Source organism: Kitasatospora sp. NPDC022856 (genome assembly GCF_055561235.1).
The window spans coordinates 1-26,180 of record NZ_JBVHHE010000013.1; the positions used below are offsets into that span (position 1 = coordinate 1).

Here is a 26,180-nt window from a genome sequence, read left to right on the forward strand (position 1 = left end):
TGCCCACCGAGGCCCCCGGGTGCACGTTGTACGCGGACCTGCGGGCGCGGCGCGCCGCGGGGGCGGCCGTCCCCCCCCCCGGGCCCCGCCCCGGCGGGCGGGGGGGGGGGGGGGGGGCCCCCCCCCCCCCCCCCGGCCCCGTCGCTAGGCTGTGGGCATGCCCCTGGATCCGCTGCCCGAGCCGCCGCCGGTCGGCGCGGCCGACCCGCCGGACGACGCCCTGGGCGAGGTCGCCCGGCTGCTGGCCGGCCGGAGCGTGGCGGTGCTGACCGGCGCGGGGCTGTCCACCGAGTCGGGCATCCCCGACTACCGGGGCCCCACCGGTAGCCTGCGCCGCCGGACGCCGATGACCTACCAGGAGTTCGTCGGGTGTCCCGAGGCCCGGCGCCGCTACTGGGCGCGCAGCCACGCCGGGTGGCGCTCGATCGCCGGGGCCCGCCCCAACGCCGGGCACCTGGCCGTCGAGGAGCTGCGCCGCCGCGGCCTGGTGTCGGCGGTGATCACCCAGAACGTGGACGGCCTGCACCGGGCGGCCGGCACCGTGGACGCGGTGGAACTGCACGGCGGGCTCGACCGGGTGGTCTGCCTCGGCTGCGGGCGGGGCAGCGCGCGGGAGGACCTCGACCGGCGCCTGCGCGCCCTGAACGGCGCCTTCCCGGAGGACGGCGCCCTGCGCAACGCCGACGGGGACGTCGAGCTGCCCGACGCCCTGGTGGCGTCCTTCCGGGTGGTGGCCTGCGGGGCGTGCGGCGGGATCCTCAAGCCCGATGTGGTCTTCTTCGGCGAGAGCGTGCCCACGCCGCGCGTCCGGCACTGTTTCGACCTGGTCGACGGGGCGCGCGGGCTGCTCGTCCTCGGCTCGTCGCTGGCGGTCATGTCCGGTCTGCGCTTCGTGCGGCACGCCGCCCGGGCCGGGAAGCCCGTCGCGATCGTGAACCAGGGCCCGACGCGCGGCGACGACCGCGCCGACATCCTGGTCGACCTCCCGCTCGGACCGGCCCTGACGGCGCTGACCGAGCGGCTCGCCGCCGCGCCGCCGGCCTGAGGGACCGCCCGGGCGCCCGGCGTCAGCAGTGGCGCAGGAAGCGGTCCAGGACGCGCGTGCCGAACTCCAGGGCCTCCACCGGGACCCGTTCGTCGACCCCGTGGAACAGGGCGGCGAAGTCCAGTCCCGGGGGCAGCCGGAGCGGGGCGAAGCCGAAGGTGCGGATGCCCAGGCGCTGGAACGACTTGGCGTCGGTGGCGGCGGACAGCATGTAGGGCAGCACCCGGGAGCCCGGGTCCTCGGCCGCCAGCGACAGCGCCATGGCGTCGACCAGTTGGCCCTCGAAGGCCGTCTCGACGGCCGGCAGGCTGTTCCACTCCTGCTCGATGCCGGGCCCCAGGAGCGCGGCGACCTCGGCCCGGAAAGCCTCCTCCCGGCCCGGGATCACCCGCGCGTCGATCTCCGCGTGGGCGGTGGAGGGCACCACGTTGGCCTTGTGGCCGGCATCGAAGCGGGTGGTGTTGGCGGTGTCGCGCAGGCTGGCCCCGATCAGCCGGGCCGCGTGCCCGAACCGGGCCAGCGCCGCCTCGGGGTCGCTCTCGTCGAACGGCACCCCGGTGATCTCCGCGGCCCCTTCGAGCAGTTCGCGCACCGCGGGGGTGAGGACGACGGGGAACCGGTGCGACTCCAGCCGGGTGACGGCGGCGGCGAGCCTGGCGATCGGGTTGTCGTCGTGCAGCAGCGAGGCGTGGCCGGCCGTGCCCCGCGCCTTGAGGCGCAGCCAGACCGCGCCCTTCTCCGCCGTCCCGATCAGGTAGGCCCGGCTGGCGTCACCGAAGCTGACGGAGAATCCGCCGACCTCGCCGACCGCCTCGGTCACGCCCTCGAAGAGTTCCGGCCGGTGGTCGACCAGCCACCGGGCGCCCTGGAAGCCGCCCGCCTCCTCGTCGGAGACGAAGGCGAAGACCAGGTCGCGCGGCGGCAGGACGCCGTCGCGCCGGTGACCGCGGGCCACGGCCAGCATCATGGCCACCATGCCCTTCATGTCGACCGCGCCCCGGCCCCACAGGTAGCCGTCGGCGACCTCCCCCGAGAACGGGTGCACGCGCCATTCGGCCGGGTCCGCCGGGACGACGTCCAGGTGGCCGTGGATCAGCAGGGCGCCGCGCTCCCGGTCCGCCCCGGGCAGCCGGACGACGACGTTGCCCCGGCCCGGGGCGCCGGCCTCGACGTAGGTGACGTCGTAGCCGACCTCGGCCAGCTTGGCCGCCACGTACTCGGCCGCCGGGCGTTCGGTGCCCACCCCGCCCGCGTCCGCGGTGTTGGTGGTGTCGAACCTGATCAGGTCGCTCGCCAGGGCGACCACCTCGTCCCACGGCCGCGGCGACGAACCGCCGGGGCCGGTCGGGGCGCTCGCGGACGGGCCGTCAGGCGCGCCGTGGGCGGGCGGTGGGGAGGGCGAGGTGGTGCGCGGCGCCATGCTGGGGCTTCCTCCCTGCTGGGCGGGCGAGCGGGCGGCCGCTCCCCCGGTGACCGGTACCCGTCGATCAGTACCACAGGACCGGGCGCTCCCGGGGGCCGATCGTTCACTCCGGCCACCGACGCGAACGGATCCGCCGACGCGCACGGATCCGGCGCCACGGCGGGATCCGGCGGTGCGACCGGATCCGGCGCGCCCGGCGTGCCCGGCGTCAGAAGACGGACCAGCCCGTGGCCGTCGTCAGCGCGTCCAGGGCCGCGACCCCCAGCACCGAGTTCCCGGCCGCGTCCAGGCCCGGGCCCCAGACGCAGACCGTGCCCCGGCCCGGCAGCACCGCCAGCACGCCGCCGCCGACCCCGCTCTTGCCCGGCAGCCCCACCCGGTAGGCGAACTCCCCCGCCGCGTCGTAGGTGCCGCAGGTGAGCAGCACCGCGTTGATCCGCTTGGCCTCGCTGCGCGACAGCAGCCGCGAGCCGTCGGCGCGGGTCCCGTGCCGGGCGAGGAAGAGCCCGGCCAGCGCGAGGTCCCGGCAGCTCGCCTCGATCGCGCAGTGCGCGTAGTAGTGCGCGAGCACGCTGTCGACCGGGTTGCGCAGGTTGCCGTAGCTGGCCATGAAGTGCGCCATCGCGGCGTTGCGGTGGCCGTGCTGGGCCTCGGAGGACGCCACCGAGTCGTCCACCGCGACGGCCGGGTTGCCGGACTCCGCGCGCAGGAAGTCCCGGACCGCGCCGACGGCGTCGCCGGTCAGCTTCAGCAGCCGGTCGGTGACGACCAGCGCGCCGGCGTTGATGAAGGGGTTGCGCGGGATGCCGTTCTCGGACTCCAGCTGGACCAGCGAGTTGAACGGATTGCCGGACGGCTCGCGGCCGACCCCGCGCCACAGCTCGTCGCCGCCGTCCGCCAGCGCCAGCGCCAGGGTGAACAGCTTCGACACCGACTGGATCGAGAACGGGTGCTCCCAGTCCCCGGCGCCGAACACCGTGCCGTCCACGGTGGCGATGGCCATCCCGAAGGCCGTCGGGTCGGCCTGGGCGAGGGCCGGGATGTAGTCGGCGACCCGCCCCCGGGCGGGCGCCCGCCGGGCCGCCTCCATCGCCTCCTGGAGGAGCAGCTGGTAGTCCATGTCGTTCACGCTGCCATTGTCGGCCACCCCGCCGGCCTGGGCCGACCCGGCCCCCGGGGTCGGGGCCGGGCCCTGATCCCGGGTGTCGGCGGCTGCTTCTAGAGTGGCGCCATGACGCGCCCCAATCCTGTGACCGCCGACGACGGCCGGACGCTTCGACGGCTGATCGGCGACGCCGGCCTCGGCCCCTGGGAGGGTGAGCTGATGGGGCTGGCCGAGCACGGCATCGCCCTGGGCCCGCGCCCCGCCGGCCACCGGGGGCCGGAGCCGTTCTCCCGGTGCGGCGGCGTACCGGCCGTGCCGCCCGGCTTCGTCTGGCCGGGGGCGGAGCCGGGGCCGGACGCGCTGCCGGACTGCTTCGTCGCCCAGATCGACCTGGCGGAGGTCGCGCCGGCGGACGCCAACCACCTGCTGCCGCCCCGCGGCCTGCTCTACTTCTTCTTCCCCGGCCACGACGGCTTCGGCGGCCGGGACGCCGTCACCGTGCTGCACTTCCCGGACGCCACCGCCGAGGGCACCGCGCCCTACGACGTGGCGTCCGATCCGGCGTTCGCCGACCCCGAGGCGGGCTGGGGCGCCCCGCCGTGGGAGTTCACCGGGCCGCCCGCGCCGCTGTACGCCGCCGGCAAGGCCATGCTGGCGCAGGCCCTGCGGTTCCACGACGATCCCCCGGTCGACCTCCCGGAGGAGGCGGTGGACCGGCTGACCGCGCTGCCGTCCGCCGCCCTGGACGTCGCGCCGCGGCACGGTGCCTGGATGGTGCTGCTCGGCCCCGATCCGGAGACGGACCAGTACGTGGTGCCGCCGCGCGGCCGCGGTCCGGAGCGCATCCTGCTCGCGGCGGGCCGCCCGGAGTTCACCGGGTGCCCGCTCTACTACGCCATCCGCGACGAGGACCTGGCCGCCGCCGACTTCAGCCGGGTCGAGGCCGTCACCGTCCAGCACTGACCGGTCCGGGGTGAGGCCGCCTCCCCGGCGGAGCGCCGGTCAGTGCGGGCGGACCGCCTCGGCGAGCAGGCGGTAGGAGTCGAACAGCGCCGCGCGGTCGTACGTGCTGGTGGTGACGAGGAACTCGTCGGCCCCGGTGCGGGCCACCAGCGCGGCGAGCTCGGCGGCGGCCTGCGGCGGGGTCCCGGCGATGTGGCCGCGCAGCGACTGCTGGTAGGCCGCGCGCTCGCGCGGGCCCATCTCCCGGCCGAGCACCTCCTCGGCGGGGGCCAGCGGCGGGAACTCGCCGTGGGTCCGGGCGTGGGCGCTCGCCCAGGCCTCGGCGACCAGCAGCCGCTCGGCCTCTTCGGCCGTTCCGGCGACCGCCACCGTGCCGGAGACCACCACGTACGGCCGGGCCGCCTGTGCGGAGGGGCGGAACCGGGCGCGGTAGCGGTCGATCGCGGCCAGCATCCGGTCCTCGCCGCGGACGGCCCCGATGACCAGCGGCAGCCCTGCCTCGGCGGCGATGTCCGCGCCCGCGCCGGTGGCCAGGACGAAGGCCGGGACGTCCAGGCCCTCGGCGGGGCGGGCGTGGACGTCCCGGTGGGTGCGCCCCGACCCGTCGAAGTAGCCGAGCAGCTCGGCCAGTTGCTCGCCGAAGCGGTCCGCGGCGTCCTTGTCCCGGCCGAGCGCCCGCCGGACGCCGTCGGTGAAGGCCACCGAGCGGCCCAGCCCCATGTCGATCCGGCCGGGGAAGAGCGCGGCGAGCACCCCGAACTGCTCGGCCACGACCAGCGGCTGGTGGTTGGGGAGCATCACGCCGCCCGTGCCGACCCGGATCCGGTCGGTGGCCGAGGCCACCGCCGCGGCGAGCACGGTGGGCGCCGACCCGGCCACGCCGGGGACGCCGTGGTGCTCCGACACCCAGAACCGGTGGTAGCCGAGCCGCTCGGCGTGCCGGGCGAACGCCACCGTGTCCCGCAGCGCCCGCGCGGGCTCCTCCCCCCGTCTCGTCCGGGAACGGTCGAGCACCGAGAGGCGGATCGCAGGCGCGGCAGTAGTCACCTCAGCGGCAACCACCACCGTCCGGGACCGCATTCCCGGCGCGCCGGCGCCGGGGTCACCGGCGCCCGGTCACGGCGCGGACTCAGGACGGCGGGCGGGGCTCAGGCCGGCGGGTCGGCCGCGCGGAGTTCGCCGGTGCGGACCACCTCCGCGTACCAGCGGGCGCTGTCCTTGGGCGTGCGGCGCTGGGAGGGGAAGTCCACGTGGACGATGCCGAACCGCTTGCCGTAGCCGTACGCCCACTCGAAGTTGTCCAGCAGGGACCAGAGGAAGTAGCCGCGCACGGGCGCGCCGGCGGCGATCGCGCGGTGGACGGCGGCCAGGTGGGACCGCAGGTAGGCGATCCGCTCGGGGTCGCGCACCGCGCCCGAGGGGTCGCCGTAGTCGTCGTAGGCGGCGCCGTTCTCGGTGATCAGCAGGGGCAGGCCGGGTAGCTCGTCGCGGAGCCGGGTGAGCAGCTCGTACAGGCCCTCGGCGTCGACCGGCCACCCCATCGCGGTGCGCTCGCCCTCGGCCGGCAGGAAGCGGATGCCGTGGTCGGCGGGCCAGGGGGAGCGCTCGCCGCCGTGGCCGTCCTGGCGCGGGGCCGGGTCGGCCGGGTCGTCGGCGGCGACCACCGTCGGGGTGTAGTAGTTGATGCCGAGCGCGTCGAGGGGGCGGGAGATCTCGGCGAGGTCGCCGTCGCGGACGAAGGACCAGTCGGTGACGCCGGCGGTGTCGGCGAGCACGTCGGCCGGGTAGCGGCCGTGGAACACCGGGTCGAGGAAGATCCGGTTGGCCAGCCCGTCGATCCGCCGGGCGGCCTCGCGGTCGGCCGGGTCGTCGCGGTGCGGGCGCACGGCCGCCAGGTTGAGGGTGAGCGAGACCCGGGCCGTGGCCGGGAGTTCGGCGCGCAGCGCGCCGACGGCGAGGCCGTGGGCGAGCAGCAGGTGGTGGTGGGCGGTGAGGGCGGCGGCCGGGTCGGTGCGGCCGGGGGCGTGGACGCCGCTGCCGTAGCCGAGGAAGGCGCTGCACCACGGCTCGTTCAGGGTGGTCCAGGAGTCGACGCGGTCGCCCAGCCGGGCGGCGGCCAGGGCCGCGTACTCGGCGAAGCGCCGGGCGGTCGACCGGTCGGTCCAGCCGCCGCCCGCGGCGGGGCCGCCACCGGCCGGGGTCTCCAGTTCCTGCGGCAGGTCCCAGTGGTAGAGCGTGGCCACCGGGGTGATGCCGTGCTCCAGCAGCCCGTCGACCAGCCGGTCGTAGAAGTCGAGCCCGGCCTTGTTGACCGGGCCGCTGCCGCCGGGCTGGACGCGCGGCCAGGCGATCGAGAAGCGGTAGGCGGGCAGGCCGAGTTCGGCCATCAGCGCGATGTCCTCGCGGAACCGGTGGTAGTGGTCGGTCGCGATGTCACCGGTGTCGCCGTTGCGGACCTTGCCGGGCGTCCGGCTGAAGGTGTCCCAGATGGACGGGGTGCGGCCGTCCTCCCCGGCGGCGCCCTCGATCTGGTAGGCGGCGGTGGCCGCGCCCCAGAGGAAGTCGGCGGGGAACACGAGGGGTCGGGCGTGGTCGGTCATGTCACCTTCCGGTGGTGTGGGTCGGGGTCAGCCCTTGACGGCGCCCTGCATGATGCCGCCGACGATCTGCCGGCCGAGGACGCCGAAGACCAGCAGGACGGGGAGCGTGCCGATCAGGGTCCCGGCCATGACGATCGACTGGTCGGGAACGTACCCCTGCCCCAGGGACTTCAACGCGACCTGCACGGTGGGGTTCTGCGAGCTGAGGGCGACGACCGGCCAGAAGAAGTCGTTCCAGGTGGCCATGAAGGTCAGCATGCCCAGCACCGCCATGCCCGGGCGGGCGGCCGGGAGCACGATCGAACGGAAGATCCGCAGCAGCGAGGCGCCGTCGACGCGGCCGGCCTCGACCAGTTCGTCCGAGCGCCTGGACCAGGTACTGCCGCATGAAGAACACCCCGAAGGCCGAGACCAGCGAGGGCAGGATCACCGACGGCAGGGTGTTCTGCAGGTCGAGTCGGACGATCACCATGAACAGCGGGATCACGCCGAGCTGCGGCGGGATCATCATGGTGGCGACGGTGACCGCCAGCAGCAGGCCGCGGCCGCGGAAGCGCAGTTTGGCGAAGGCGAAGCCGGCCAGCGTCGAGGAGAGCACCACCCCGGCCGTGACGGTGGCCGCGACGATCAGCGAGTTCAGCAGCGCGTCGCCGATCGCCGCCTGCTCCAGTGCCGCGCCGATGTTGTGCAGCAGGTTCGGTCCGGGGGTCAGCGACGGTGAGGCCGAGCTGAGTTCGGCGTTGGAGCGGCTGGCGGCCACCAGCGTCCAGTAGAAGGGGAAGGCGAACACCAGGGTGGCGGTGATCAGCACCACGTGGACGAGCGGGCCGCCGTGCAGCGGGGAGCGCGGGTTCGGTCGCATGCGGGTCACCGGTCCGTACGGTTGCGCCGGGCGGCGATCGCCGCGTTCAGCAGGGCGAGGACGACGATCAGCAGGAACATCACCCAGGCCACCGCGGCCGCGCGCCCGAGGTGGAAGAAGCTCCAGCCCTGCTCGTAGAGGTAGAGGCCGAGGGTCTGGTACTGGTGGGAGATCCCGCCGCCGGCGTTCCCCTCGTAGAGCAGCGGTTCGCCGAACAGCTGGGTGGCGCCGATGGTCGACACCACCACGGTGAAGACGATCGTAGGGCGCAGGCCGGGGACGGTGACGTGGCGGAACTGCTGCCACCGGGAGGCCCCGTCGACCGCCGCCGACTCGTAGAGCTCGCCGGGGATCGCCTGCATGCCGGCCAGGTAGATCAGCGCGTTGTACCCCGTCCACCGCCAGGTGACGATCGCGGAGACGCCGAACTGCGAGGCCCAGGTGCCCGCCTGCCAGTCCACCGGGCTCAGGCCGACCTGGCCCAGCACCCAGTTGATCAGGCCGTAGTCCCGCCCGAAGAGCTGGGCGAAGACCAGCGTGGCGGCCGCCACCGAGGTCGCGTACGGCATCAGCATCGCGACCCGGTAGAAGGACCGGCCGCGCAGCCGGTAGTTGAGCAGGTGGGCCAGGCCCAGTGCCATCAACAGCTGGGGCACGGTGGAGAGCACCCCGATGGTGAAGGTGTTGCGCAGCGCGTTCCAGAAGAACGGGTCCGCCAGCAGGCGGGTGTAGTTCTGCGCGCCGACCCAGTCCATCCGGTCGGTGGTCTGCAACTCGACCCGGTGGAGCGAGACATAGGCGGTGTAGAGCAGCGGGAAGAGCCCGAAGGCGGCGAAGAGGACGAAGAACGGGGCGAGGAAGCCGTAGGGCGCGAGCCGGCCGGCCCGGCGGGCCCGGGGCTTCGCCGGGTCGGCCGCGGGCAGGCGGGCGGCGGAGGTGATGGCCATCGTGGTGGTCTGCCGATACCTCGTCAGTTTCCGTTGGCCTTGGCGATGTTGTCCATCGCGTGCTTCCAGGCCGCGTCCGGGGCGGTGCCGGTCCGCTCGACCTCGCCCAGGGCGTCGGTGAAGGCCTTGCCGATCACGCCGTCGTCCACGCCGAGCACCTGGGCCGGCATGGCGGCCGCCGACTCGCTGAAGATCCGGCCGATCGGCGCGTTGTTGAAGTACGGGTCGGTCACGTCCTTGATGGCGGCCTGCGCGCCGGTGGACGACGGGAAGGAGCCCTGCTTCCTGAAGAGGGTGGTCTGCTGCTCCTTGGCGGTCAGCCAGGCGATCAGCGCGGCGGCCTCCTTGGGGTGCTTGGCCGTCCTGGGCACGGTGAGGTAGGAGCCGCCCCAGTTGCCCGTCCGGCCGGGGCCGGGGGCGACGTCCCAGCTGCCCGAACCGGCCTCGCCCGCCTGGCCCTTGATGTAGCCGAGCATCCAGGCGGGGCAGCTCAGGGTGGCGAACTTCCCGGTGCTGAAGGCCTTGTTCCACTCCGGGGTCCACTGCGGGAGCTTCGCGCTCAGCCCGTCCGCGACCAGCCGGCCGGCGTCGGCCCAGGCGGTCCGCACGGCCTGGCTGCTGTCGAAGACCGGCTTGCCGCTCTCGTCGGCGTAGCGCACCTTCTGCTGGCCGACCTCGGCGGTGAAGAGCCCGGCCGCACTGTCCGTCCAGGTGTTGCCGGCGCCGGCCGTGGCCACGTACTGCTTGCCGAGGTCCAGGTAGCCCTGCCAGGTCGACCAGCGCTGGGCCAGCTCGGTGCGGTCGGTGGGCAGGCCGGCCGCCTTGAACAGGTCGGTGCGGTAGCAGATCGCCTCCGGGCCGATGTCGGTACCGGCCCCGAGGACCCGGCCGTCGGCGGTCTTCACCGCGGCGCCCTTCCAGGGCACCAGTTCGTCGTTGACCGAGCCGAGCCCGAGGGTCTTCAGGTCGGTGAACTTGTCGGCCTGCTTCTGCAGCACGCTCGCCACCCGGCCGACCTCCAGCCCCTGGATGTCGGCCAGGCCGCCGCCGCCCGCGAGCTTGGTCTGCAGGGCCTGCCAGTACTGGCCCTCGTCCTGGGTGTCGGTCTGCTTGACCGTGACGTTGGGGTGCAGCTTCATGTACTCCTCGTAGAGGCCGCTCTCCTTGAAGCCGAAGGTGCCGAAGAGGTCGACGGTGATGGTCACCTTGCCGTCGGCGGCGTCGGCCGATCCGGCGGAGCTGCCGCAGGCGGTGAGCAGGAGGGTGGCGGCGAGGGCGGTGCTGCCGAGCACGGCGGCGGAGCGGCGCATGAGGACTCCCTGGCGGGGCGGGTGGGGTGCGGTTCGGGCGGCGCGGGGCGAGCGGGGGGTGTGGGGATGCGCGGACGAGGGGCGCGGGGCGGTGCGTCGAACGGGTTCTGAGAGCGCTCTTGAGAGCGCTCTCAGTGCGTTGAGAGGAGAGTGCCGTGCGGGCGGCGCGATGGTCAAGAGGCCGAAACCCGAACGTAATCTCCGGGATGTCGTCGACCGGCGTTCAGGCCTTGAACGCGGGGGTGGAAAGGGTTACTCCGGGCGGGACGGCGAAGCGCCCGACCGCTGGGGCCCCGGCCGGTCAGGTGCCCGCCGGTCAGGTCCGGCCCGTCAGGCCGAGACCGGTCAGGCCGAGGCGCGCAGGACCAGCCGGGTGGGGGTGATCACGGAGGTGGGGCCCCCGGGGCGCAGACCCGACGGGAGGCCGCCCGCCGCTCCGCCGGCCGCCCCGGGCCGCGCACCGGCACCGGCACCGGCACCGGCACCGGCGAGCCGGCGCAGCAGCAGCCCGGCCATCAAGCGGCCCATCTCCTCGATGTCCTGACGCACCGTCGTCAGCGGCGGCTCCGTCCAGGCCGCGATCGACTCGACGTCGTCGAAGCCCACCACGGCGACGTCCTCCGGCACCCGGCGGCCGGCCTCGCGCAGCACCCGCAGCGCGCCCGAGGCCATCGCGTCGGAGGCCGCGAACACCGCGTCCAGGTCGGGCCGGCGGGCCAGCAGTTCGGCCATCGCCCGGCCGCCGCCGTCGGGGGTGAAGTCCCCCTCGGCGATCAGCGCCGGGTCGCCGTCGGGCAGCACGTCCCGGTAGCCGTCCAGCCGGTCCATGGAGGAGGTCTGGTCGAGCGGGCCGGTGACGGTGGCGATGACCGTGCGCCCGAGGGCCCGCAGGTGGCCGACCGCCAGTCGGGCGCCGCCCCGGTTGTCGCTGTCCACGTAGACCAGGTCGTGGTCGGATTCGGCGCCCGGCCAGCCCGGCCGGCCGCCCACCACGAAGGGCAGCCCGACCTTGCGCGCCATGTCGGGCAGCGGGTCCGGCTGGTGCAGCGAGAACAGCAGCGCGCCGTCCACGTGCCCGCCGGCCAGGTAGCGGCCGACCCGCTCGTAGTCGTGCTGGTCCTCGACCATCATCAGGACCATCTGGTGGTCGGCGGCCGACAGCTCGCGGCCGATGCCGCGCAGCTGCTGGGCGAAGAACGGGTCGGAGAAGAGCCGGCTGCCGGGCTCGGCCACCACCACGGCGACCGCCCGGTTGTGCCGGGTGACCAGCGTCCGGGCGGCCGGGTTCGGGACGTAGCCGAGCTCGTCGACGGCCCGTCGGACCTTCTCCCGCAGGGCCTCGCGGACGCCCTCCCCGCCGTTCACCACCCGCGACGCCGTGGCCCGGGAGACCCCGGCCCGTTCGGCGACCGACTCCAGCGTCGGACGCGGCGACTGCTCCGGCACCGTGGGCTCCTCTCGCGTGTGAACGCTTCGTCCCCAGAGCCTAGCGGGTCGGTCGCCCGTCGCTGAGAGCGCTCCCAGACCACCCGGGCGGGCACGCCGGAGCGGTGGCGGGCGACTGCCGCCCGCCACCGCCCGGCACCCCGGGTCAGGTGGTGCTGAACGTGAACCAGTTGACGTTGACGAAGTCGGCCGGCTGCCCGCTGGTGAAGGTCAGGTAGACGTCGTGCCTGCCGGTGGTCGCGGCGATGTTCGCCGGGACGGTCGTCCAGCTCTGCCAGCCACCCGTGTTGGCCACGGCGAAGGAGCCGATCGGCGCGGCGGTCCGGCTGTCGAGGCGGACCTCGACCAGTCCGCTGACGCCGCCCGCCGCACCCGAGGCCACCCGCGCCTTGAACTGCCGGGCCGGGGCCGTCCCGAAGTCGACGCCCGGGTACAGCGCCCAGTCGCCGTTGGCGAGCGCGGCGAGGTTCTGGCCGCCGCCGCTGTCGGTGGTGGCCTCCCGGGCCGTCCCCGACTGCCCGCCGTAGGCCTCGGCCTGGATGGTGCCGTACGCGCTCCCGGTGCCGCCGGGGGGCGGCGTGGTCGGCGGCGCGGTGGTCGGCGGCGGCGTGGTCGGCGGCGTGGTGCCGCCGCCCGAGCGGTAGACCGCGACGTAGTCGACCAGCATCGGCACGCCGGAGGCGGTCGCGGCGGTGGGCGTCCGGTGACCCGCCACCGGGTCGGGGAAGGCCCCGCCCATCGCGACGTTCAGCAGGATGAAGTGCCCGTGCGCGGTGGCCGCGTCCCAGGTGGCGGCGTCCATCTGGGCCGAGGTGACGGAGTGGAACTGCACGCCGTCGACGTACCAGCGCAGCTGCTGCGGGCTGACGCTGCGGTCCCACTCCAGCGCGTAGGTGTGGAAGTTGCCCTGGCAGGCCGAGCCCGGGCAGGCGTGCACGGCGCCGAGGCCGGTGGTCTCGTTGCACGGGCCGCCCGGGTTGCCGCCGCAGTGCAGGGTCCCCCAGACCTGGTTGACGCCGTTGACGTTCTCCATCAGGTCGAACTCGCCGATGGTCGGCCAGTTCCAGTAGTTGCCGCGGTACGGCGCGCCCAGCGTCCAGAAGGCCGGCCAGTAGCCGTCGGCGGCCGGGCCGGTCACGTTCGGCATCTGGATCCGGGACTCGATCCGCAGCTTCCCGCCGGCGGGCGGTTCGAAGTCGCTGCGCCTGGTCTCGATCCGGCCGGAGGTCCAGTTGCCGGCGGCGTCCCGGATCGGGGTGATGCGCAGGTTCCCGGCGCCGTCCTGGCGGAGGTTGGCGGTGTTCGCGGTGTAGCTCTGGACCTCGCCGGTGCCCCAGTTGGCGGCGCCGCCGGGGTAGCTGGTGCCGGTGTCGACGATCCAGTCGGCGGCCGCCGGCAGGGTGTCGGCGGCGCCGCCGAAGTCGTCGCTCCAGACGGTGGTCCAGCCGGCGGGCGCGGGCGGTACGGCGGCCGTGGCGGTGCCGAGCAGCGCCGCGCAGAGCGCGGTGGCCGCGCCGGCGGCGGTCAGCACGGTGGTCAGTGCGCGGCGCGGGCGCCGTCTGCGGGTGGCGGTGGTCGCGGGTGGGGTGTTCGTTCCGGACACGGTGGTGCACCTCCGTGGGGGGACGGTCGTGGGGGTGACGGTGCGGTGGGAGCGCCGGGGCGGGGCCGCGCGGCCCCGCCCGCCGGCCCGGACTACCAGCCGATACCGAGGGTCAGCCCGGTGGGCGGAGCCGCGTTGCCGAGGATCTGGACGGACGACTGGTCATTGATGTCGTCGTAGGGGAAGGCGTAGGAGCGGCCGCCGAGGCTGATGCCGTGCAGGTACCCCGCGTAGTCGTTCGCGGCGTCGGCGCCGCGGTAGTAGGCCGCGGGCCGGTGCCAGTCGGCCGGAGTGAGCGCCACACCGCGCTGGAGGGCCGCGCACAGCTCCGCGCCGAGCTGCTTCTCGGTGTCGTCGCCCGCGGCGAGCGGGCCCGCGCAGGCCATCACGTCCGGCGAGGCGGGCTTGGCCAGGTGGAACGGTCCGGCCCCGTTCTTGGTGAAGGTCAGGGTGTCGCCGGTGACCCGCCCGGTGAACGTCTCGCCGAGCCGGGTGAGGGTGAACTGCCTTGCGCTGAAGGCCGACCAGAACCGGTCGATGGCCGGCTGGAGGTAGCCCTGCTGCGCGCCGCCCGCCTGGAACAGGGCGGACGACCGCGGGGCGGTGATGCGGTAGGTGCCCTGCAGCGCGCGGAAGGCGGGCCCGACGGCCGCCGCGTAGCCGGCCATCACCTCGGCGCGGGTGCGGGTGATGCCCTCGGTGGAGTCGTAGCCGCTGGCGGTCTGCCGCAGCCGGGCGGTCATCGGGAAGCCGAACCCGTCCACCTGGGTGGTGTTGCCGCCGAACGGGACCTCGCCGTGGACGTAGGTGTACTCGTACCAGTCGTAGTAGACGTCGTTGTTCGGGTCGGCGGGGTTGCGCGGGTCCGGCCCGCCCCAGCCCTGGTCGTCGGGCGAGACGGGGATGTACAGCGGCGAGCCGAGCGAGATGTAGACGCGGCCGCCGCGGATGGCGGCCGGGGAGGGGACGGTGGCGGCCCGGTCGAGCGTGAAGGACATGTTCGGGTAGTCGACGCCGTTCTTGGTCAGGTGCCCCGGGGCCTGCGCGGCGCGGTGGTCGATGTGTGCCGTCGTGCCGTCGGGCCGCAGGTAGGACCACTGGCCGGGGGTGACCATGCCGAGCACGGTCACGTAGACCTGGGCGTCGCTGAAGGCTCCCCGGGTGTTGTTCACGAAGGTGAGCGGGAAGCTGCCCGTCGCCCCGCCGCCGGTCGAGCCGCCCGCGCCGACGGTCACCGTGAAGTGCGGGGTGTCGTAGAGCGGTCCGGCCTTCTCGTAGGTGAACCAGTACTCCAGGACGGTCCCGGCCGCCAGGCCGGTGGCGGTCGTCTCCCACCGGCTCGCGCCCGCCGTCATCCGGACGTTCTGCTGGCCGTCGGCGGCGGGCCGGTAGTGGACGTCGACCAGGGCGGCGGGCGTGGCCGGGGTGAAGGCGAAGAGGACCGAGCCGGGGGCGACCGTGGCCGCCGACTGGGTGTAGTCGGCGGCCGCCCGCGCGCCGGCCGCCGTCCACAGACCGGCGAGCAGCAGGGCGAGCACGGTGAGGACCGCGACGGCGCCGCGGTGGCGGGGCGCTCGATGGCGGGGCGCGGCTCCGCGGGCGGGGCCGGGCAGGGGTGGGGTGGCCGTCATGGGGATGCCTTTCCCTCGGCGGTGGCAAGGCGGCGGAACCGCGTGAGAGCGCTCTCAAGCGTCGACACACTGTCTCGCCCCGCCGGACGGCGGTCAAGAGACGAAGCGGTGGAACTTCCTTGTGGGCTCTGTGACTTCACCTTGTGAAGGGTAAGCCTGCGGCGAATTCCTGGACATGTGTCTATGATTGCTGGACAACAGTCCAGAAAGGGGCCCCGTCATGGGCATCGTCGCGAGCACACTGGTGGGCCTGGTGGCCGCACTGCACGGATACATCCTGGTGCTGGAGATGTTCCTCTGGGAGCGGGCTCCCGGGCGGAAGCTCTCCGGCTTCGACCCGGAGACGGCCCGGGCCACCGCGCCGCTGGCCGCCAACCAGGGCCTCTACAACGGCTTCCTGGCCGCCGGCCTGGTCTGGGGCCTGATCGCGGCGGACCCGACCGGCTTCCGCGTCCAGGTCTTCTTCCTGTCCTGCGTGGTGGTCGCGGGCCTGTACGGGGCGGCGACCGCCAACCGCCGGATCCTGTTCGCCCAGGCCCTGCCCGGCGCGCTCGCGCTGGCCGCGGTGCTGGTCGCCGGATGACCGACACACGGGCCGACCGCACCCGCGCCCGGCTGCGCGAGGCCCTGCTCGCCGAGTGCGCCGAGCGCCCGCTGGCCGAGGTCGGCGTGGCCGCCGTGGTCCGGCGCGCGGGCGTCGGCCGGGCGACCTTCTACCTCCACTACGAGGACCTGCGGGCGCTCGCGGTGGACGCCTGCGCGGAGGTCGTCCGGGACGCCGTGGACGCCCTGCACGCCTGGCGCGGCATCCCGGACCCGGCCGCACCGCCGCCCGCCCTCGGCGCGTTCCTCACGGAGGTCGAGCGGCACGCGGCGGTCTACCGCTCGCTGCTGCTGTCCGGCGGCGCCGGACCGCTGGGCGAGCTGCTCCACCGCGAACTCCGGGAACGCAGCCGCACCGAACGGGAGCTGGCCGGCGCGCCGTACGCCGAGCTGGTCGCCACCGCCGTCGCGGCGACCTTCACGGCGCTGCTCGCGGACTGGCTGCACGCCCTGGTGCCCGCCACCGCCGACGAACTCGCCGCGCACAGCTGGCGCCTGCTGATCTCGCTGCACCGCACCCCGTTCGGCTGACCGGCCCGCGGGCAGTGCGGGCACCGGTCAGGCGGCCGGCCGGCGGGCAGTGCGGGCGCCGGTCAGGCGGCCGGCGGGCAGTGCGGGCACCGGTCAGGCGGCCGGCGGGCAGTGCGGGCACCGGTCAGGCGGCCGGCGGGCAGTGCGGGCACCGGTCAGGCGGCCGGCGGGCGGTACAGGCACCGGTCAGGCGGCCGGCGGGGGCTCGGCGGCCTCGGGCGCCGGCTCCGCGGTTGCGGACCGGCGCAGCGAGGCCGCCAGACTGCCCGGGGCGGGCGCGGCCGGGGGCTGCTCGGCCCGCAGGCCGTCCAGCGAGATCCGGGACCAGTCGGCGTCCGCCAGGTGCTTCGCCAGCAGCTCGACGCGCTCGCGGTACAGGGCCTCCCGGTCGAGGTCCGAGAAGGCCGGCGGCAGCACCTCGCGCAGCGGCTCGAACCGCTCCCCCGCCCCGGCCAGCAGGCTGCGCAGGACCCGCTCCCAGGTGACGCCGCGCAGGCCGATCGACAGGTGCAGCGACGGCTCGTCCGTGGTGTCGCCGACGTGCACGAAGCCGCGCGGCAGGTAGAGGCACTCGCCCTCCTTGAGGACGACGTCGAGCACCGGCTCGCCGACCTCGGACGGGGCCACCGGGCGGGCCCGGCTCGGCAGCCGCCGCACGGGGGCGCTCACCCGCCAGCGCTTGGAGCCGTGGAGCTGCCGAAGGAAGATGCCCACCAGGTCGAAGTGCGGCGCCGCCCCCCGGGCCCGGGGCGGCGTCAGGAAGGCGGTGCAGTCGGCCTCGTAGCCGGTCTCGCGGGCCACCTCGGCGGCGAAGCGCGCCACCTCCGGGCTGTGGTTCTGGAGCTCCTCCAGGGCCAGGGTCGCGCCGCCGGCCACCTGCTCGGCGACCTTGGTGCCGTCGGCGAGCTTCTCGCGGCTCCGCGGGTTGCTCCCCCGGTTGCGCAGAACGAGCTCCGGGGGCACCAGCCCGCCGTCACGGAAGAGCCGTACCGCGCTCATCGGCAGGCTGCTGTGGATCAGCCGCTCGGCGGTCTCCAGGGAGAACACGTCACCGAGGTCGCCCAGCCCGGTGCTGACGAACGGCTCGCGCTCCCAAGCGGTTTCGAGCGTCGGCAGGTCGTCCACGAGCCGGAGCAGACTGTCCACGGAGGCCTCACAGGGTGGTCGGGTGCCGGGCGGGAAGGCGACGGCCGGCCTGCGCGGTTGCACCCGCACAGACCGGCCCGGCCTCGTCCCGCCGGGGTGGTCCGGCCCGGCGGCGAGTCGGCCGATGACGAAGCGTCGGGCTAGACGCCGGCGGGGCCGTCCGCGGCGCTGGCGTTGAACTGGATCCCGCAGCCCGCCAGGTCCTCGTCGTCCTCGCCCACGCTGTGGGCCTGGACCTCGTCGTCCACGGCACTGGCGTTGAACTGGATCCCGCAGCCCGCCAGGTCCTCGTCGTCGCCGCCCACGCTGTGTGCCTGCACCTCGTCGGACATCGGAACTCCTCTCGCTCGCGCTCGGACGTCGGCCGACGTCACAGTGCGACGCTAGGAGCGGGCGGTTGAACTCCGGTATGTGCGTGGCTTCCTGGCAGCTTGTCCTGTCCCACTCGACCCCCGGGCACCGCTGTTCACCAATCGCTCACCACGTCCTTGCCAGACATCCTCTTCTCGGCGAAGCTACCCGTCGGAGTACAGACGAAGGCGACCGGCCCCGATCGGGCCGGCCCGACCTGTGCCCAATGCGTGGCGCGCTCTGGGGGAGGGGCCATATGACCGGGAACACCGGTGCGGAAAGAACGCTGCGTTTCACGATGCTCGGGCCGCTACAGGTCCGGTCCGGCGACGAACTCCTCGAACTCGGCCCGTACAAACAGCGATTACTCCTGGCCGCGCTGCTGTGCCGGGCGAACACCGTGCTGTCGGTCGACCAGCTCATCGACGCGCTCTGGGACGGCGACCAGCCCCGGACGGCGCGCAAGAACCTCCAGGTGTACGTCTCCGCCCTGCGCAAGGTCCTGCGGGACCGGATCGGCCACGTGCCGTACGGCTACACCCTGACGGTGACCTCCGAGGAGTCGGACCTGCTGCGGTTCGACGAACTCGCGGCGGCCGGACGGCAGGCGCAGCGGGCGGGCCACCCGGCCGGCGCGTCGGCGCTGTTCGGCGAGGCGGTACGGCTCTGGCAGGACCGGCCCCTGGTCGACCTGCTCGGCAGCCCGTTCGCGGCCCGCGAGTCGGAGCGGCTCGCCGACCGCTTCCTCGCGGTGTACGAGGACTGGGCCGAGCTGGAGGTGGAGGCCGGCCGGGCGCTCGGACTGCTGGACCGGCTGGCCGAGTTGACCGCCCGGCATCCGTTCCGCGAGCGGCTGATCGTGCTGCACATGACGGCGCTCGACCAGGTCGGCGGGCGGCGGCAGGCGCTCGCCTGCTTCGAACAGCACCGGCAGTACATCGCCCGGGAGCTCGGTCTCGACCCCAGCCCCGTGCTGCAGCAGACCTACCGGGCGATCCTGGCCGGCGGGGCATCGGCCCGGCCGGGCCGCGACCGGCCGCGCGAGCACGCCAGGCCCTCCCAACTCCCCCGCGACCTCGCGGACTTCGTCGGCCGCCGGGACGAGGTCGAGGCGGCGGTGGCGGCCCTCACCGGCGGGGCCCGATGTACCGACGTCACGGCGGTGTCGGGCCCGCCGGGGGTCGGCACCACGGCGCTGGCCGTCCACGTCGGCCACCGGATCGCCGACCGCTTCGCGGACGGCCAGGTCTTCGTCCCGCTGGGACACCCCGACGGAACCCCGCGCGACTGGCACGAGGTGCTGACCGAGCTGCTGCGGAGCACCGGTCTCGACCTCACCCCGCCCCGGGAGGAGACCGCGGCGCTGGCCCTGTGGCGGTCCTGGATCGCCGACCGGCAGGTCCTCCTCGTCCTCGACGGCGCGACCGGCGAGTCCCAGGTCCGCCGCCTGCTGCCGGGCCGCGGGCCGACCCGCACGCTGGTCACCTCGGCCCGCCGGCTCAGCGGCCTGGAGTGCGTCCACCGCATCGAACTCGACGAGTTCACCCCCGGCGAGGCCCGCGAGCTCCTGGCGCGCGTGCTCGACGAGCGGCGGCTCGTGGACGCGGACCGGACGCTGCGCCGCCTTCAAGAGGTGTACGGGCTCTCCCCGCTGGTCGTCCGCGCGCTGGCCGCCAAGCTCACCACGCTGCGGCACCTCTCGCTGTCCGAGTACGCGGAGCAGCTGGGCCGGCTGCCCGCCGGACCCCACGAGCTCTCGGTCGGGGGCTGCTCCGTCCAGGAGGGCTACCGCCGGTTCCACCGGGGGCTGGATCCGCAGCAGCGGGCGGCGCTCGGCGCGCTCGGCGCCCTGCCGGGGCCGGCCTTCGACCAGGCGGTGCTGCTGGCGGCGCTGGGCGGCCTCGCGGAGCCGGCCGAGCGGATCGTGGAGGAGCTCATCGAGGCCCATCTGGTCACGGTGGCCGAGGACGACGAGGTGCGGGCGCACGCCGTCCGCTACCGCATGCCGAGGCTGGCCCACCGGTACGCCGCCGCCCTGCACCGCGGCCCGGGTCCGCTGCCGGGCGGCTGCTGACACCTGGACGAGACCGGGTGGCGGGCCGGTGCCGCTGACCGGGACGGCCTCGCCGCCCGGTCAGCGCGCCGCCCTGCCGCCCCGCGACCCCGCCGCCCGGTCAGCGCGCCATCGCGGCGAGCACCTCGTGCAGGGACTCGACCAGCCGCAGCCCGCTGGCCCGCTGCTCGGGCGCCAGCGCGCCGAGGACCTGGACGATGCCGGCCAGCCGCTCGAACTCCGCACCGCCGAGGGCCAGCGCGCTGCGGGCCGCCCGGCTGCGGACCAGGCCGTGCAGGGCGAGCCCGGCCTGGCCGGCGAAGGCCACCAGCAGGTCCAGGTCGGCCAGGCTGGAGCGGGACTGCGGGTGCGGGTCGAGCACCTGGATGACGCCGAGGATCTCGTCCCGGTGGACGACCGGGGCCGCCATGATCGCGTCCGGCACGTAGCGGGTCCGCTCCGCGAGGTCCTGGGCGAAGATCGCGCTGCCGCGCAGGTCGTCGACCGTCACCGGCTCCCCGGTGTCGGCGACCCAGCCGGCGATCCCCCGGTGCGCCGGGAACCTGGTGCCGACCAGGAAGTCCTCGCCCTCCCCGGAGACCGCCTCGAAGACCAGCTGGTCCTCCTCCCGGTCGAACAGGAAGATCGAGCTGGCGGCGGCGCCGAAGATCGAACGTGCCACCCGCACGATGGAGGACAGCAGTTCGCGGTCGTCCGGGCCGGGATCGGCCAGGGCGCCCGAGATCGCCGCGATCATCGCCGTGGAGTCCGCCGACTGGTCCATGGATCTCACACTCCCCGCACGTTGGCTGCCGTCAGGTAGAGGATCGTCTTCAGCTCGAAGCTCGTCAGACGAGGGTGCTTGCCGAGGATGAGCGCGCTCAGTCCGGTGACGTGCGGCGCCGCGAAGCTGTTGCCGGTGTTGCGGGTGGTGCTGCCGTTCGGCCCGGCGACCTGCACCGCCTGCCCCCGGGCGAAGAACTCCACCGGCGGGTCCGGGTTGTAGAGCACGAGGTCCGAGTCGTCCTCGGCGTGGCTGCCGACCGAGATCACCGAGGAGAACCGCCAGGGGAAGCTCTCGATCCGGGAGTTGTGCGCCGAGGCGACGATCACCGAGCGGTTGAAGTAGGCGTCGTCGGCCATCTCGCGCAGCACCTGGCTGAACTGCGGGCGCGAGGTCGACAGGCTCAGGTTGATCACGTCGAAGCGCTGCTCGATGGCCCAGCTCAGCCCGGCGAGCAGGGCGGCCCCCGTCCCGCCGCCGTTCTCGCCGAGGATCCGGACGCTGTGCAGTTCGCAGCCGGGGGCCACCCGCCGGACGATGCTGGCGCAGGCCGTGCCGTGACCGCAGGTGTCCATCGGCTCCACCCGCTCCACCGTCAGGCCGCCGTCGCGCCCGACCACGGCGTGCGAGGCGACCACCTCGCCGACCAGCGGATGGCCCGCCTCGACGCCGCTGTCGACGACGCAGACCCGGACGCCGCTGCCGTCCGCGCCGCCGTACGCCCAGTCGGGCGTGACGGGCACGGTCTCGGAGGTGGCGACGGGGATGTCGGCGGGGCGGCGGTCGAGCAGGTTCCAGGTCAGCGTGGTGGCCCGGGTGGTGGTGTTGGTCCGGTCGGCGCCACCGGTCCGGTCGGCGCCACCGGTCCGGTCGGTGACGGTACCGGTCCGGCCGGTGGCGGCGGTCCGGTCGGCGGTACCCGGGGCGGACCCGGTCCCGGTGGCGGTCATCGGCTGCTCCCCTCTCCCGCCGGCCCGCCCGGACCGTCCGCCCCGCCCGGCCCGCGGTCCTGCTCCCGGCCGGGGTCCCGGGCCAGGCCGAGCTCCTCCGCCAGCAGCCCGGTCCGGGCCGCGCCGACCAAGTGCCCCTTCGCCTCGAAGCGGCGCCGCGCGGCCAGCAGCGCCGCCCGGGCCTGCTTCGGCCGGCCGACCAGGGCACGGGTGTACGCGAGGTCGAGGCAGGCGGTCGCCTGGTCGGCCGGCGAGTCGGTGCGGTGGGCGAGCAGCACGGCCCGCCGGGCCAGCGCGAGGGCCTGCGGATGCTCGCCGCCGAGCGCCCGGATCCTGGCCTGGACGCCGTACCGGTTGGCCAGCACCACCGGGTGCGCGTCGACGACCGTCAGGTCCTCCACCAGCTCGGCGGCCCGGCGCCACTGCCCCGCCGCGAGCTGGGCGCGGGCCAGTTCGAGCGCGGTGGTGCGGACCAGGCCGCCCGCGTTGAGGGCCCGGGCCGCGCCCAGCGCCTCGCGCAGGGCCGCCTGCGCCTGCTCCGGCCGGTCCGCCAGCGCGGCGAGCGTGCCGTCGAGCAGCGGCCCGAACACCGCGCCCTCGCCGTAGGCGAGCGCCGCCATCGCGCGCCGGACGTCGGCCAGGCACTCGGCGGCCCGGTCGGACCGGCCCTGGAGGGCGTGCAGCACGGTGAGCGGGAACCCGAGCGTGACCTGCACGGCCAGCCGGTCGGCGCCGTGCGTGGCCAGCAGGTCCTCGCACCGGGCGGCGGCGGACGGCGCCGGCTCCGGGCCGTGCCAGAGCGAGAGCCCCGTCGCGCCCAGGGTGTTGGCGAGCTCCCGGTCGGCCGCCGCGGCGAGCGAGTGGGTGAGGGCGTGGCCGAGCGCCGCCACCGCCTCGCCGTGCTGCCCGCGCCGCTGGCAGGACCCGGCGAGCACCAGGCGGCTGCGGGCCATCCCGAGTTCGTCGCCGCAGGCCCGGAAGACCGTCAGGCCGTCGACGGCCGCCCGTTCCAGCGCGGCGTCGTCGTGTTCGCACGCGGCGAGGTGCAGCCGGGCGTGGGCGGCCGTTCCCGCCGCGCCGTCCTCGCCGGCCTCCGCCACGGCGCGGACCAGCACCTCGCGCGCCTCGTCGGAGCGGCCGAGTGCCAGCAGCACCTCACCCAGCCGTTGCAGCACCTCGGGCCGGCCCTGGTCGCCCGGGTCGGCGAGGTCGGCGGCCCGCTGGAGGAGGGTGAGCGCCCACGGCAGGTCGACCCGGCCGAGCGCGCCGACGCCGGCCCGGGCCAGGTGGCGCAGCGCCCGCCGGCGCAGCAGCGGATTGCGCTCGGTGCGGCGGCCGACCGCGCTGCGGTACCGGTAGGCCTGCTCCAGATGGGTGCCGACCAGCGCGTCCGGGCGCCCGGCGCGCAGCAGGTACTCGGCGTAGCGCTCGTGGAGTTCGCCGCGCCGGACCTTGGTGAGCCCCTCGTAGGCGACCCGCTGGGTCACGCCGTTGACGAAGCAGTAGGCGGCGGCGGCACCGAACGGCCGGCGCATCGGCTTCACCAGGCCGCGCCGGGTCAGGGTGCGCAGCACCGCCGTGCTCACGGCCGGCAGCCCGGGCTCGCCGGCCAGGGCGTCGAGGTCCTCGGCGTCGAACTCGCGTCCCACCACCGAGGCCTGGCGCAGCACGGTCCGGTCCGCCTCGTCCAGCCGGTCGATCCGGGCGGCGAGCAGCGCGTGCAGGTTGGGCGGCAGGCCCTCGGTGCCGCCCGCCTCCTCGACCGTCGCGGCGAGCTGTTCCAGGTAGAGCGGGTTGCCGTCGGCCTGGGCCACGATCTGCTCGGTGGCCGCCGGGCTGTGCAGGGCGAGGTCGACCAGGTGGGCGGCGAGGACGGCGGAGTCCGCCGGGGAGAGGCCGGTGACGGTCACCGTGGTCGAGTTCGCCCGGCCCGTTCCCCAGCCGGGGCAGGAGTCCATCAGCTCGGGGCGGGCCAGGCAGAGCACCAGGACGGGCAGCCGGCGCAGGTCCTCGACCAGCCGGTCGAGCAGGGCGAGGAAGGGCCGGTCCGCCCAGTGCAGGTCGTCGACGACGAGCAGCATCGGGTGGTCGCCGGTGCGCACCGTGAGCACGTGGGCGACCGCCGCGCAGGTGTCGTCCTCGGAGGGGGCCGGGGTGCCGTCCAGCAGCAGCCCGGTGCGCAGCAGGGCCAGCGCGGCGGCGGTGGCCGAGCCGTCGAGCGCGTGCCGCCCGGCCTCCTCGGCCAGCGGGGCGACGCACTCGGCGAGGGCGTGCAGCGAGCCGCCGGTGCCGGCCGCCCGGCAGCGGCCGGTGCCGACCGCCTCCGCGGCGGGGGCCGAGCGGCGCAGCCATTCGTCGACCAGACGGGTCTTCCCGATGCCCGCCTCCCCGAGCAGGGTGAGGACGTGGACGTCGCTCTCCTCGGCCACGCGCCGCCAGGCAAGGTCGAGTTCGCTGAGGTAGCGTTCGCGGCCGACGAAGGGCACGTCGGAGCGGGGCGCGCGCTCGGGCTCGGAGAGGCTCAGCAGGCGGCCGGCCTCGATCGGACCGGCCACGCCCTTCAGCCCGACCGGGCCGACCTCGGCGACGGTCAGCCCGGAACCGCAGGCCCGCCAGGTCTGCGCGCTGAGCAGGATCTCGCCGGGGCCGGCGGCCTGCTCCAGCCGGGCGGCGACGTTGACCACCTCGCCTGAGACCAGCGCCTGCCGCCTGGCCGGATCGGCCGTGGTGACCACCTCACCGGTGTGCACGCCGATCCTGACCCCGAGCCGGACCCGGTGGTCGCGCTCCAGCTGGGTGTTGAGGCCGTCGAGGGCGGTCAGCATGTCCGCCGCCGTCTCCAGCGCCCGGCGCGCGTCGTCCTCCTGCGTCGCGGTGAGGCCGAACACGGCCATCACGGCGTCGCCGATGAACTTCTCCACGATCCCGCCACGGGAATCGATCTGACGTTCCATCAGTTCGTAGTAGCGCAGCAGGATCGACCGGAGCACCTCGACGTCGAGCTTGCCGGACAGCTCGGTCGATCCGACGAGGTCGCAGAACAGCACGGTGACGACCCGGCGTTCCTCGGCCGCCGGGGTCGGGGGGGTGACCGGGGTGCCGCACCGGGCGCAGAATCGCGCGTCCGCGGGGAGGTCCGTGGCGCAGGACGGGCAGCTCATCGGTGGGGCCCTCCGGTCAGTACGCCGTCATGTTGCCTATGCACCAGGGGGCTTCGCCGTCGTCCCCGTCCGCGGAGTGCAGGACGACCTCCGGTTCGTCGTCGGCCGGCGCGGCGCCCGGGAGGGTGTCGGGCAGGTCCGACAGGTCGTCGAGCAGGTCGTCCGACAGGTCGGGGGGCAGGTCGGCGGGGGTCGGCTCGGGCACGTCGATCAGCCCTCTTCCATGACGTCGAGGTCAGGCGTTCTGGTCGTCGCCATGAGCCTAGGAGCGGCCAGTTGGGGTTCGGTTTACGTCCGGTATGCCCCCGTCGGCGCCCCGGCCGCCCGACCCGGGCCGGACGGTGGATGCCCCGGCCGTCCGGCCCGGCCGGAAGCTGCCCGTCAACCTGTCGCATACCGGCGGCAAACCACGGCTGCCTAGCCTCGCGCTGTCAGGGCCCGCCGACGGCGGCCGTTTCCCGCCGACCCCAGGGAGAGCAATGATCGGCACCCGGCTGGACGAGGTGGACGCGCCCCGCCTGATCAGGAGCGACCGCGGCTGGTGGTTCATCGGCAACCGGACGTGGACCCTGCTCAAACCGGAGCACGTCGCGGCCGACGGCCGGGTGCGGCCGGACATCGACGAGTTCCTGCGCGACGCGGGCGCGTACCGGGAGCGGACCGCGAAGTCCTTCGCGCTGACGGTACTGACCAGCACGGCCTGCAACCTCGGCTGCGGCTACTGCTTCCAGAACACCGGCCAGGACCCGAAGGGCGGCCACCGCCCGCCCCGGATCAACCTCCGCCGGCTGAACACCCGGACCATCGACCGGATCGTGGACTTCACCGCCGAGCGGATGGCGCAGGCCGGCCTGGACCGGCTCTACCTGCTGCTGTTCGGCGGCGAGCCGCTGCTCAACCCGCGCGGCTGCGTGGAGTTGCTGGAGCGCTGCACGCCCCTGGGGCTCGCCACCGCCGCCATGACCACCAACGGCGTGCTGCTGACCGGGCGGCGGGCCGTCCAGCTCGGCACCGCCGGGCTGCGCGCGGTACAGATCACCTTCGACGGCAGCCGGGAGGACCACGACGCGACGCGGGTCACGCACGCCGGCGGGGGCACCTTCGACACCATCGTCGCCAACGTGGCGGCGGCCACCGAGGCCACCCGGCTCTCCTGGAACTTCCGGGTGAACGTCTCCCACCACAACGTGGACCGGATCGGCGCGCTCTTCGGCCAGCTCGACGGCAAGGTCGACCCGAGCCGGTGCACGTTCACCTACGCCTGGGTCGGCGACTCCGGGATCGGGTACCGCAACGACCTCGCGCGGGCCCGGCAGGTGGAGGACCGCTTCGTCGAGTGGGCGGTCGAGGCGCTCGAACGCGGCTACCGCTTCGCCAAGCCGAGCATGCGGACCACGTGCCAGATCTGCTCCGAGCCCGGCGGCCGCGAGGGCGCCGTGATCAACGCCGACGGCACGCTGTTCAGCAGCTGGCAGTCGGCCGGCAAGCCGGGCTTCGAGGTCGGACACGTCGACCACGGCTACCTGGAGACCGGCTCGGTGGCCGACCGCTGGGTGACCTGCGGCTACGAGTACGAGCAGGCCGACACCGAGGTCATGACGCGCTTCCAGGACAACGTCGACGCGCGGATCCTCGACCACCTGCACGCCACCGGCCGGCTGTAGCC

The 26,180-nt window shown here is 75.0% G+C and carries 21 protein-coding genes and 1 pseudogene; 6 read left to right on the forward strand and 16 right to left on the reverse strand.

Features of this window, described 5'->3' with window-relative positions; translation table 11 throughout:
* Positions 1-157: 157 nt before the first annotated feature.
* A complete protein-coding gene (locus tag ACZ34W_RS17840) occupies positions 158-1,045 on the forward strand; it encodes an NAD-dependent protein deacetylase (RefSeq protein ID WP_465605183.1) in 888 nt (295 codons plus the stop codon).
* A 22-nt stretch (positions 1,046-1,067) separates the two neighbouring features.
* On the opposite strand, the gene ACZ34W_RS17845 is transcribed toward ACZ34W_RS17840, so the two are convergent.
* Together ACZ34W_RS17845 and ACZ34W_RS17850 are read right to left on the reverse strand one after the other, a co-directional pair.
* On the reverse strand, positions 1,068-2,465 hold the full coding sequence (locus tag ACZ34W_RS17845) for a M20/M25/M40 family metallo-hydrolase (RefSeq protein WP_465605186.1): 1,398 nt from the start codon (positions 2,463-2,465) through the stop codon (positions 1,068-1,070).
* A 211-nt stretch (positions 2,466-2,676) separates the two neighbouring features.
* Complete coding sequence (locus tag ACZ34W_RS17850; protein WP_465605502.1) at positions 2,677-3,588, reverse strand: glutaminase; 912 nt, start codon at positions 3,586-3,588, stop codon at positions 2,677-2,679.
* 111 nt (positions 3,589-3,699) lie between these two features.
* Here ACZ34W_RS17850 and ACZ34W_RS17855 point away from each other — a divergent pair, with 111 nt between their 5' ends.
* Positions 3,700-4,536: a DUF1963 domain-containing protein gene (locus tag ACZ34W_RS17855; RefSeq protein WP_465605189.1), complete on the forward strand. Its 837-nt coding sequence runs from the start codon at positions 3,700-3,702 to the stop codon at positions 4,534-4,536.
* 39 nt (positions 4,537-4,575) lie between these two features.
* Here the strand turns inward: ACZ34W_RS17855 and ACZ34W_RS17860 are convergent, their stop codons facing one another.
* The 8 genes and pseudogenes from ACZ34W_RS17860 to ACZ34W_RS17895 all read right to left on the reverse strand — a co-directional run bounded on the left by ACZ34W_RS17860 (position 4,576) and on the right by ACZ34W_RS17895 (position 14,935).
* Entirely contained in the window at positions 4,576-5,583 is a 1,008-nt protein-coding gene (locus ACZ34W_RS17860) for an LLM class flavin-dependent oxidoreductase (protein WP_465605192.1), read from the reverse strand.
* 101 nt (positions 5,584-5,684) lie between these two features.
* Positions 5,685-7,136: a GH1 family beta-glucosidase gene (locus tag ACZ34W_RS17865; RefSeq protein WP_329491467.1), complete on the reverse strand. Its 1,452-nt coding sequence runs from the start codon at positions 7,134-7,136 to the stop codon at positions 5,685-5,687.
* Positions 7,137-7,163: 27 nt separating this feature from the next.
* Positions 7,164-7,998: pseudogene (locus tag ACZ34W_RS17870) on the reverse strand (carbohydrate ABC transporter permease).
* A 5-nt stretch (positions 7,999-8,003) separates the two neighbouring features.
* Complete coding sequence (locus ACZ34W_RS17875; protein ID WP_465605196.1) at positions 8,004-8,945, reverse strand: carbohydrate ABC transporter permease; 942 nt, start codon at positions 8,943-8,945, stop codon at positions 8,004-8,006.
* Between the two features lie 23 nt (positions 8,946-8,968).
* Entirely contained in the window at positions 8,969-10,255 is a 1,287-nt protein-coding gene (locus ACZ34W_RS17880) for an ABC transporter substrate-binding protein (RefSeq protein ID WP_465605199.1), read from the reverse strand.
* 345 nt (positions 10,256-10,600) lie between these two features.
* Complete coding sequence (locus ACZ34W_RS17885; protein ID WP_465605202.1) at positions 10,601-11,701, reverse strand: LacI family DNA-binding transcriptional regulator; 1,101 nt, start codon at positions 11,699-11,701, stop codon at positions 10,601-10,603.
* A gap of 145 nt (positions 11,702-11,846) precedes the next feature.
* Positions 11,847-13,304: a glycoside hydrolase family 16 protein gene (locus ACZ34W_RS17890; RefSeq protein WP_329491462.1), complete on the reverse strand. Its 1,458-nt coding sequence runs from the start codon at positions 13,302-13,304 to the stop codon at positions 11,847-11,849.
* A 92-nt stretch (positions 13,305-13,396) separates the two neighbouring features.
* The gene (locus tag ACZ34W_RS17895) at positions 13,397-14,935 is read right to left on the reverse strand and encodes a glycoside hydrolase family 64 protein (protein WP_465605205.1); all 1,539 of its coding nucleotides are present in this window, start codon (positions 14,933-14,935) and stop codon (positions 13,397-13,399) included.
* A 220-nt stretch (positions 14,936-15,155) separates the two neighbouring features.
* Here ACZ34W_RS17895 and ACZ34W_RS17900 point away from each other — a divergent pair, with 220 nt between their 5' ends.
* Both ACZ34W_RS17900 and ACZ34W_RS17905 read left to right on the forward strand, forming a co-directional pair.
* Positions 15,156-15,518: a DUF1304 domain-containing protein gene (locus ACZ34W_RS17900; RefSeq protein ID WP_329491460.1), complete on the forward strand. Its 363-nt coding sequence runs from the start codon at positions 15,156-15,158 to the stop codon at positions 15,516-15,518.
* Positions 15,515-16,069, forward strand: a complete 555-nt coding sequence (locus ACZ34W_RS17905; protein ID WP_465605208.1) for a TetR/AcrR family transcriptional regulator — start codon at positions 15,515-15,517, stop codon at positions 16,067-16,069. Before ACZ34W_RS17900 ends, ACZ34W_RS17905 begins: the two co-directional genes overlap by 4 nt.
* Positions 16,070-16,255: 186 nt before the next feature.
* Here the strand turns inward: ACZ34W_RS17905 and ACZ34W_RS17910 are convergent, their stop codons facing one another.
* Positions 16,256-17,215: a JmjC domain-containing protein gene (locus ACZ34W_RS17910; protein WP_465605211.1), complete on the reverse strand. Its 960-nt coding sequence runs from the start codon at positions 17,213-17,215 to the stop codon at positions 16,256-16,258.
* A 140-nt stretch (positions 17,216-17,355) separates the two neighbouring features.
* The gene (locus ACZ34W_RS17915; protein ID WP_329491456.1) at positions 17,356-17,547 is read right to left on the reverse strand and encodes a hypothetical protein; all 192 of its coding nucleotides are present in this window, start codon (positions 17,545-17,547) and stop codon (positions 17,356-17,358) included.
* Between the two features lie 275 nt (positions 17,548-17,822).
* Between ACZ34W_RS17915 and ACZ34W_RS17920 the strand changes: the two genes are divergently transcribed.
* Entirely contained in the window at positions 17,823-19,640 is a 1,818-nt protein-coding gene (locus ACZ34W_RS17920; RefSeq protein WP_465605214.1) for an AfsR/SARP family transcriptional regulator, read from the forward strand.
* A gap of 100 nt (positions 19,641-19,740) precedes the next feature.
* Here the strand turns inward: ACZ34W_RS17920 and ACZ34W_RS17925 are convergent, their stop codons facing one another.
* From ACZ34W_RS17925 to ACZ34W_RS17940, 4 genes are read right to left on the reverse strand one after another with little or no spacing between them, the layout of a single operon-like run.
* Entirely contained in the window at positions 19,741-20,403 is a 663-nt protein-coding gene (locus ACZ34W_RS17925; protein WP_380390319.1) for a GAF domain-containing protein, read from the reverse strand.
* Positions 20,404-20,408: 5 nt separating this feature from the next.
* Positions 20,409-21,353: a S8 family peptidase gene (locus ACZ34W_RS17930; RefSeq protein WP_465605218.1), complete on the reverse strand. Its 945-nt coding sequence runs from the start codon at positions 21,351-21,353 to the stop codon at positions 20,409-20,411.
* Complete coding sequence (locus tag ACZ34W_RS17935) at positions 21,350-24,514, reverse strand: adenylate/guanylate cyclase domain-containing protein (protein WP_465605221.1); 3,165 nt, start codon at positions 24,512-24,514, stop codon at positions 21,350-21,352. Before ACZ34W_RS17935 ends, ACZ34W_RS17930 begins: the two co-directional genes overlap by 4 nt.
* A gap of 16 nt (positions 24,515-24,530) precedes the next feature.
* Positions 24,531-24,719: a hypothetical protein gene (locus tag ACZ34W_RS17940; RefSeq protein ID WP_329491452.1), complete on the reverse strand. Its 189-nt coding sequence runs from the start codon at positions 24,717-24,719 to the stop codon at positions 24,531-24,533.
* Between the two features lie 274 nt (positions 24,720-24,993).
* On the opposite strand from ACZ34W_RS17940, the gene ACZ34W_RS17945 reads away from it, so the two are divergent.
* Positions 24,994-26,178, forward strand: coding sequence for a radical SAM protein (locus ACZ34W_RS17945; protein WP_329491451.1), 1,185 nt, complete (start codon positions 24,994-24,996; stop codon positions 26,176-26,178).
* The last annotated feature ends 2 nt before the right edge of the window (positions 26,179-26,180 follow it).

Excerpts from the sequence above, each read along its gene's own strand:
- ACZ34W_RS17840 (WP_465605183.1), top strand. The coding sequence starts at position 158 with ATGCCCCTGGATCCGCTGCCCGAGCCGCCGCCGGTCGGCGCGGCCGAC.
- ACZ34W_RS17855 (WP_465605189.1), top strand. The coding sequence starts at position 3,700 with ATGACGCGCCCCAATCCTGTGACCGCCGACGACGGCCGGACGCTTCGA.
- ACZ34W_RS17930 (WP_465605218.1), bottom strand. The coding sequence starts at position 21,353 with ATGACCGCCACCGGGACCGGGTCCGCCCCGGGTACCGCCGACCGGACC.
- ACZ34W_RS17880 (WP_465605199.1), bottom strand. The coding sequence starts at position 10,255 with ATGCGCCGCTCCGCCGCCGTGCTCGGCAGCACCGCCCTCGCCGCCACC.
- ACZ34W_RS17925 (WP_380390319.1), bottom strand. The coding sequence starts at position 20,403 with ATGGACCAGTCGGCGGACTCCACGGCGATGATCGCGGCGATCTCGGGC.
- ACZ34W_RS17920 (WP_465605214.1), top strand. The coding sequence starts at position 17,823 with ATGACCGGGAACACCGGTGCGGAAAGAACGCTGCGTTTCACGATGCTC.
- ACZ34W_RS17900 (WP_329491460.1), top strand. The coding sequence starts at position 15,156 with ATGGGCATCGTCGCGAGCACACTGGTGGGCCTGGTGGCCGCACTGCAC.
- ACZ34W_RS17945 (WP_329491451.1), top strand. The coding sequence starts at position 24,994 with ATGATCGGCACCCGGCTGGACGAGGTGGACGCGCCCCGCCTGATCAGG.
- ACZ34W_RS17875 (WP_465605196.1), bottom strand. The coding sequence starts at position 8,945 with ATGGCCATCACCTCCGCCGCCCGCCTGCCCGCGGCCGACCCGGCGAAG.
- ACZ34W_RS17850 (WP_465605502.1), bottom strand. The coding sequence starts at position 3,588 with ATGGACTACCAGCTGCTCCTCCAGGAGGCGATGGAGGCGGCCCGGCGG.
- ACZ34W_RS17865 (WP_329491467.1), bottom strand. The coding sequence starts at position 7,136 with ATGACCGACCACGCCCGACCCCTCGTGTTCCCCGCCGACTTCCTCTGG.
- ACZ34W_RS17895 (WP_465605205.1), bottom strand. The coding sequence starts at position 14,935 with ATGACGGCCACCCCACCCCTGCCCGGCCCCGCCCGCGGAGCCGCGCCC.
- ACZ34W_RS17905 (WP_465605208.1), top strand. The coding sequence starts at position 15,515 with ATGACCGACACACGGGCCGACCGCACCCGCGCCCGGCTGCGCGAGGCC.
- ACZ34W_RS17845 (WP_465605186.1), bottom strand. The coding sequence starts at position 2,465 with ATGGCGCCGCGCACCACCTCGCCCTCCCCACCGCCCGCCCACGGCGCG.
- ACZ34W_RS17935 (WP_465605221.1), bottom strand. The coding sequence starts at position 24,514 with ATGAGCTGCCCGTCCTGCGCCACGGACCTCCCCGCGGACGCGCGATTC.
- ACZ34W_RS17915 (WP_329491456.1), bottom strand. The coding sequence starts at position 17,547 with ATGTCCGACGAGGTGCAGGCACACAGCGTGGGCGGCGACGACGAGGAC.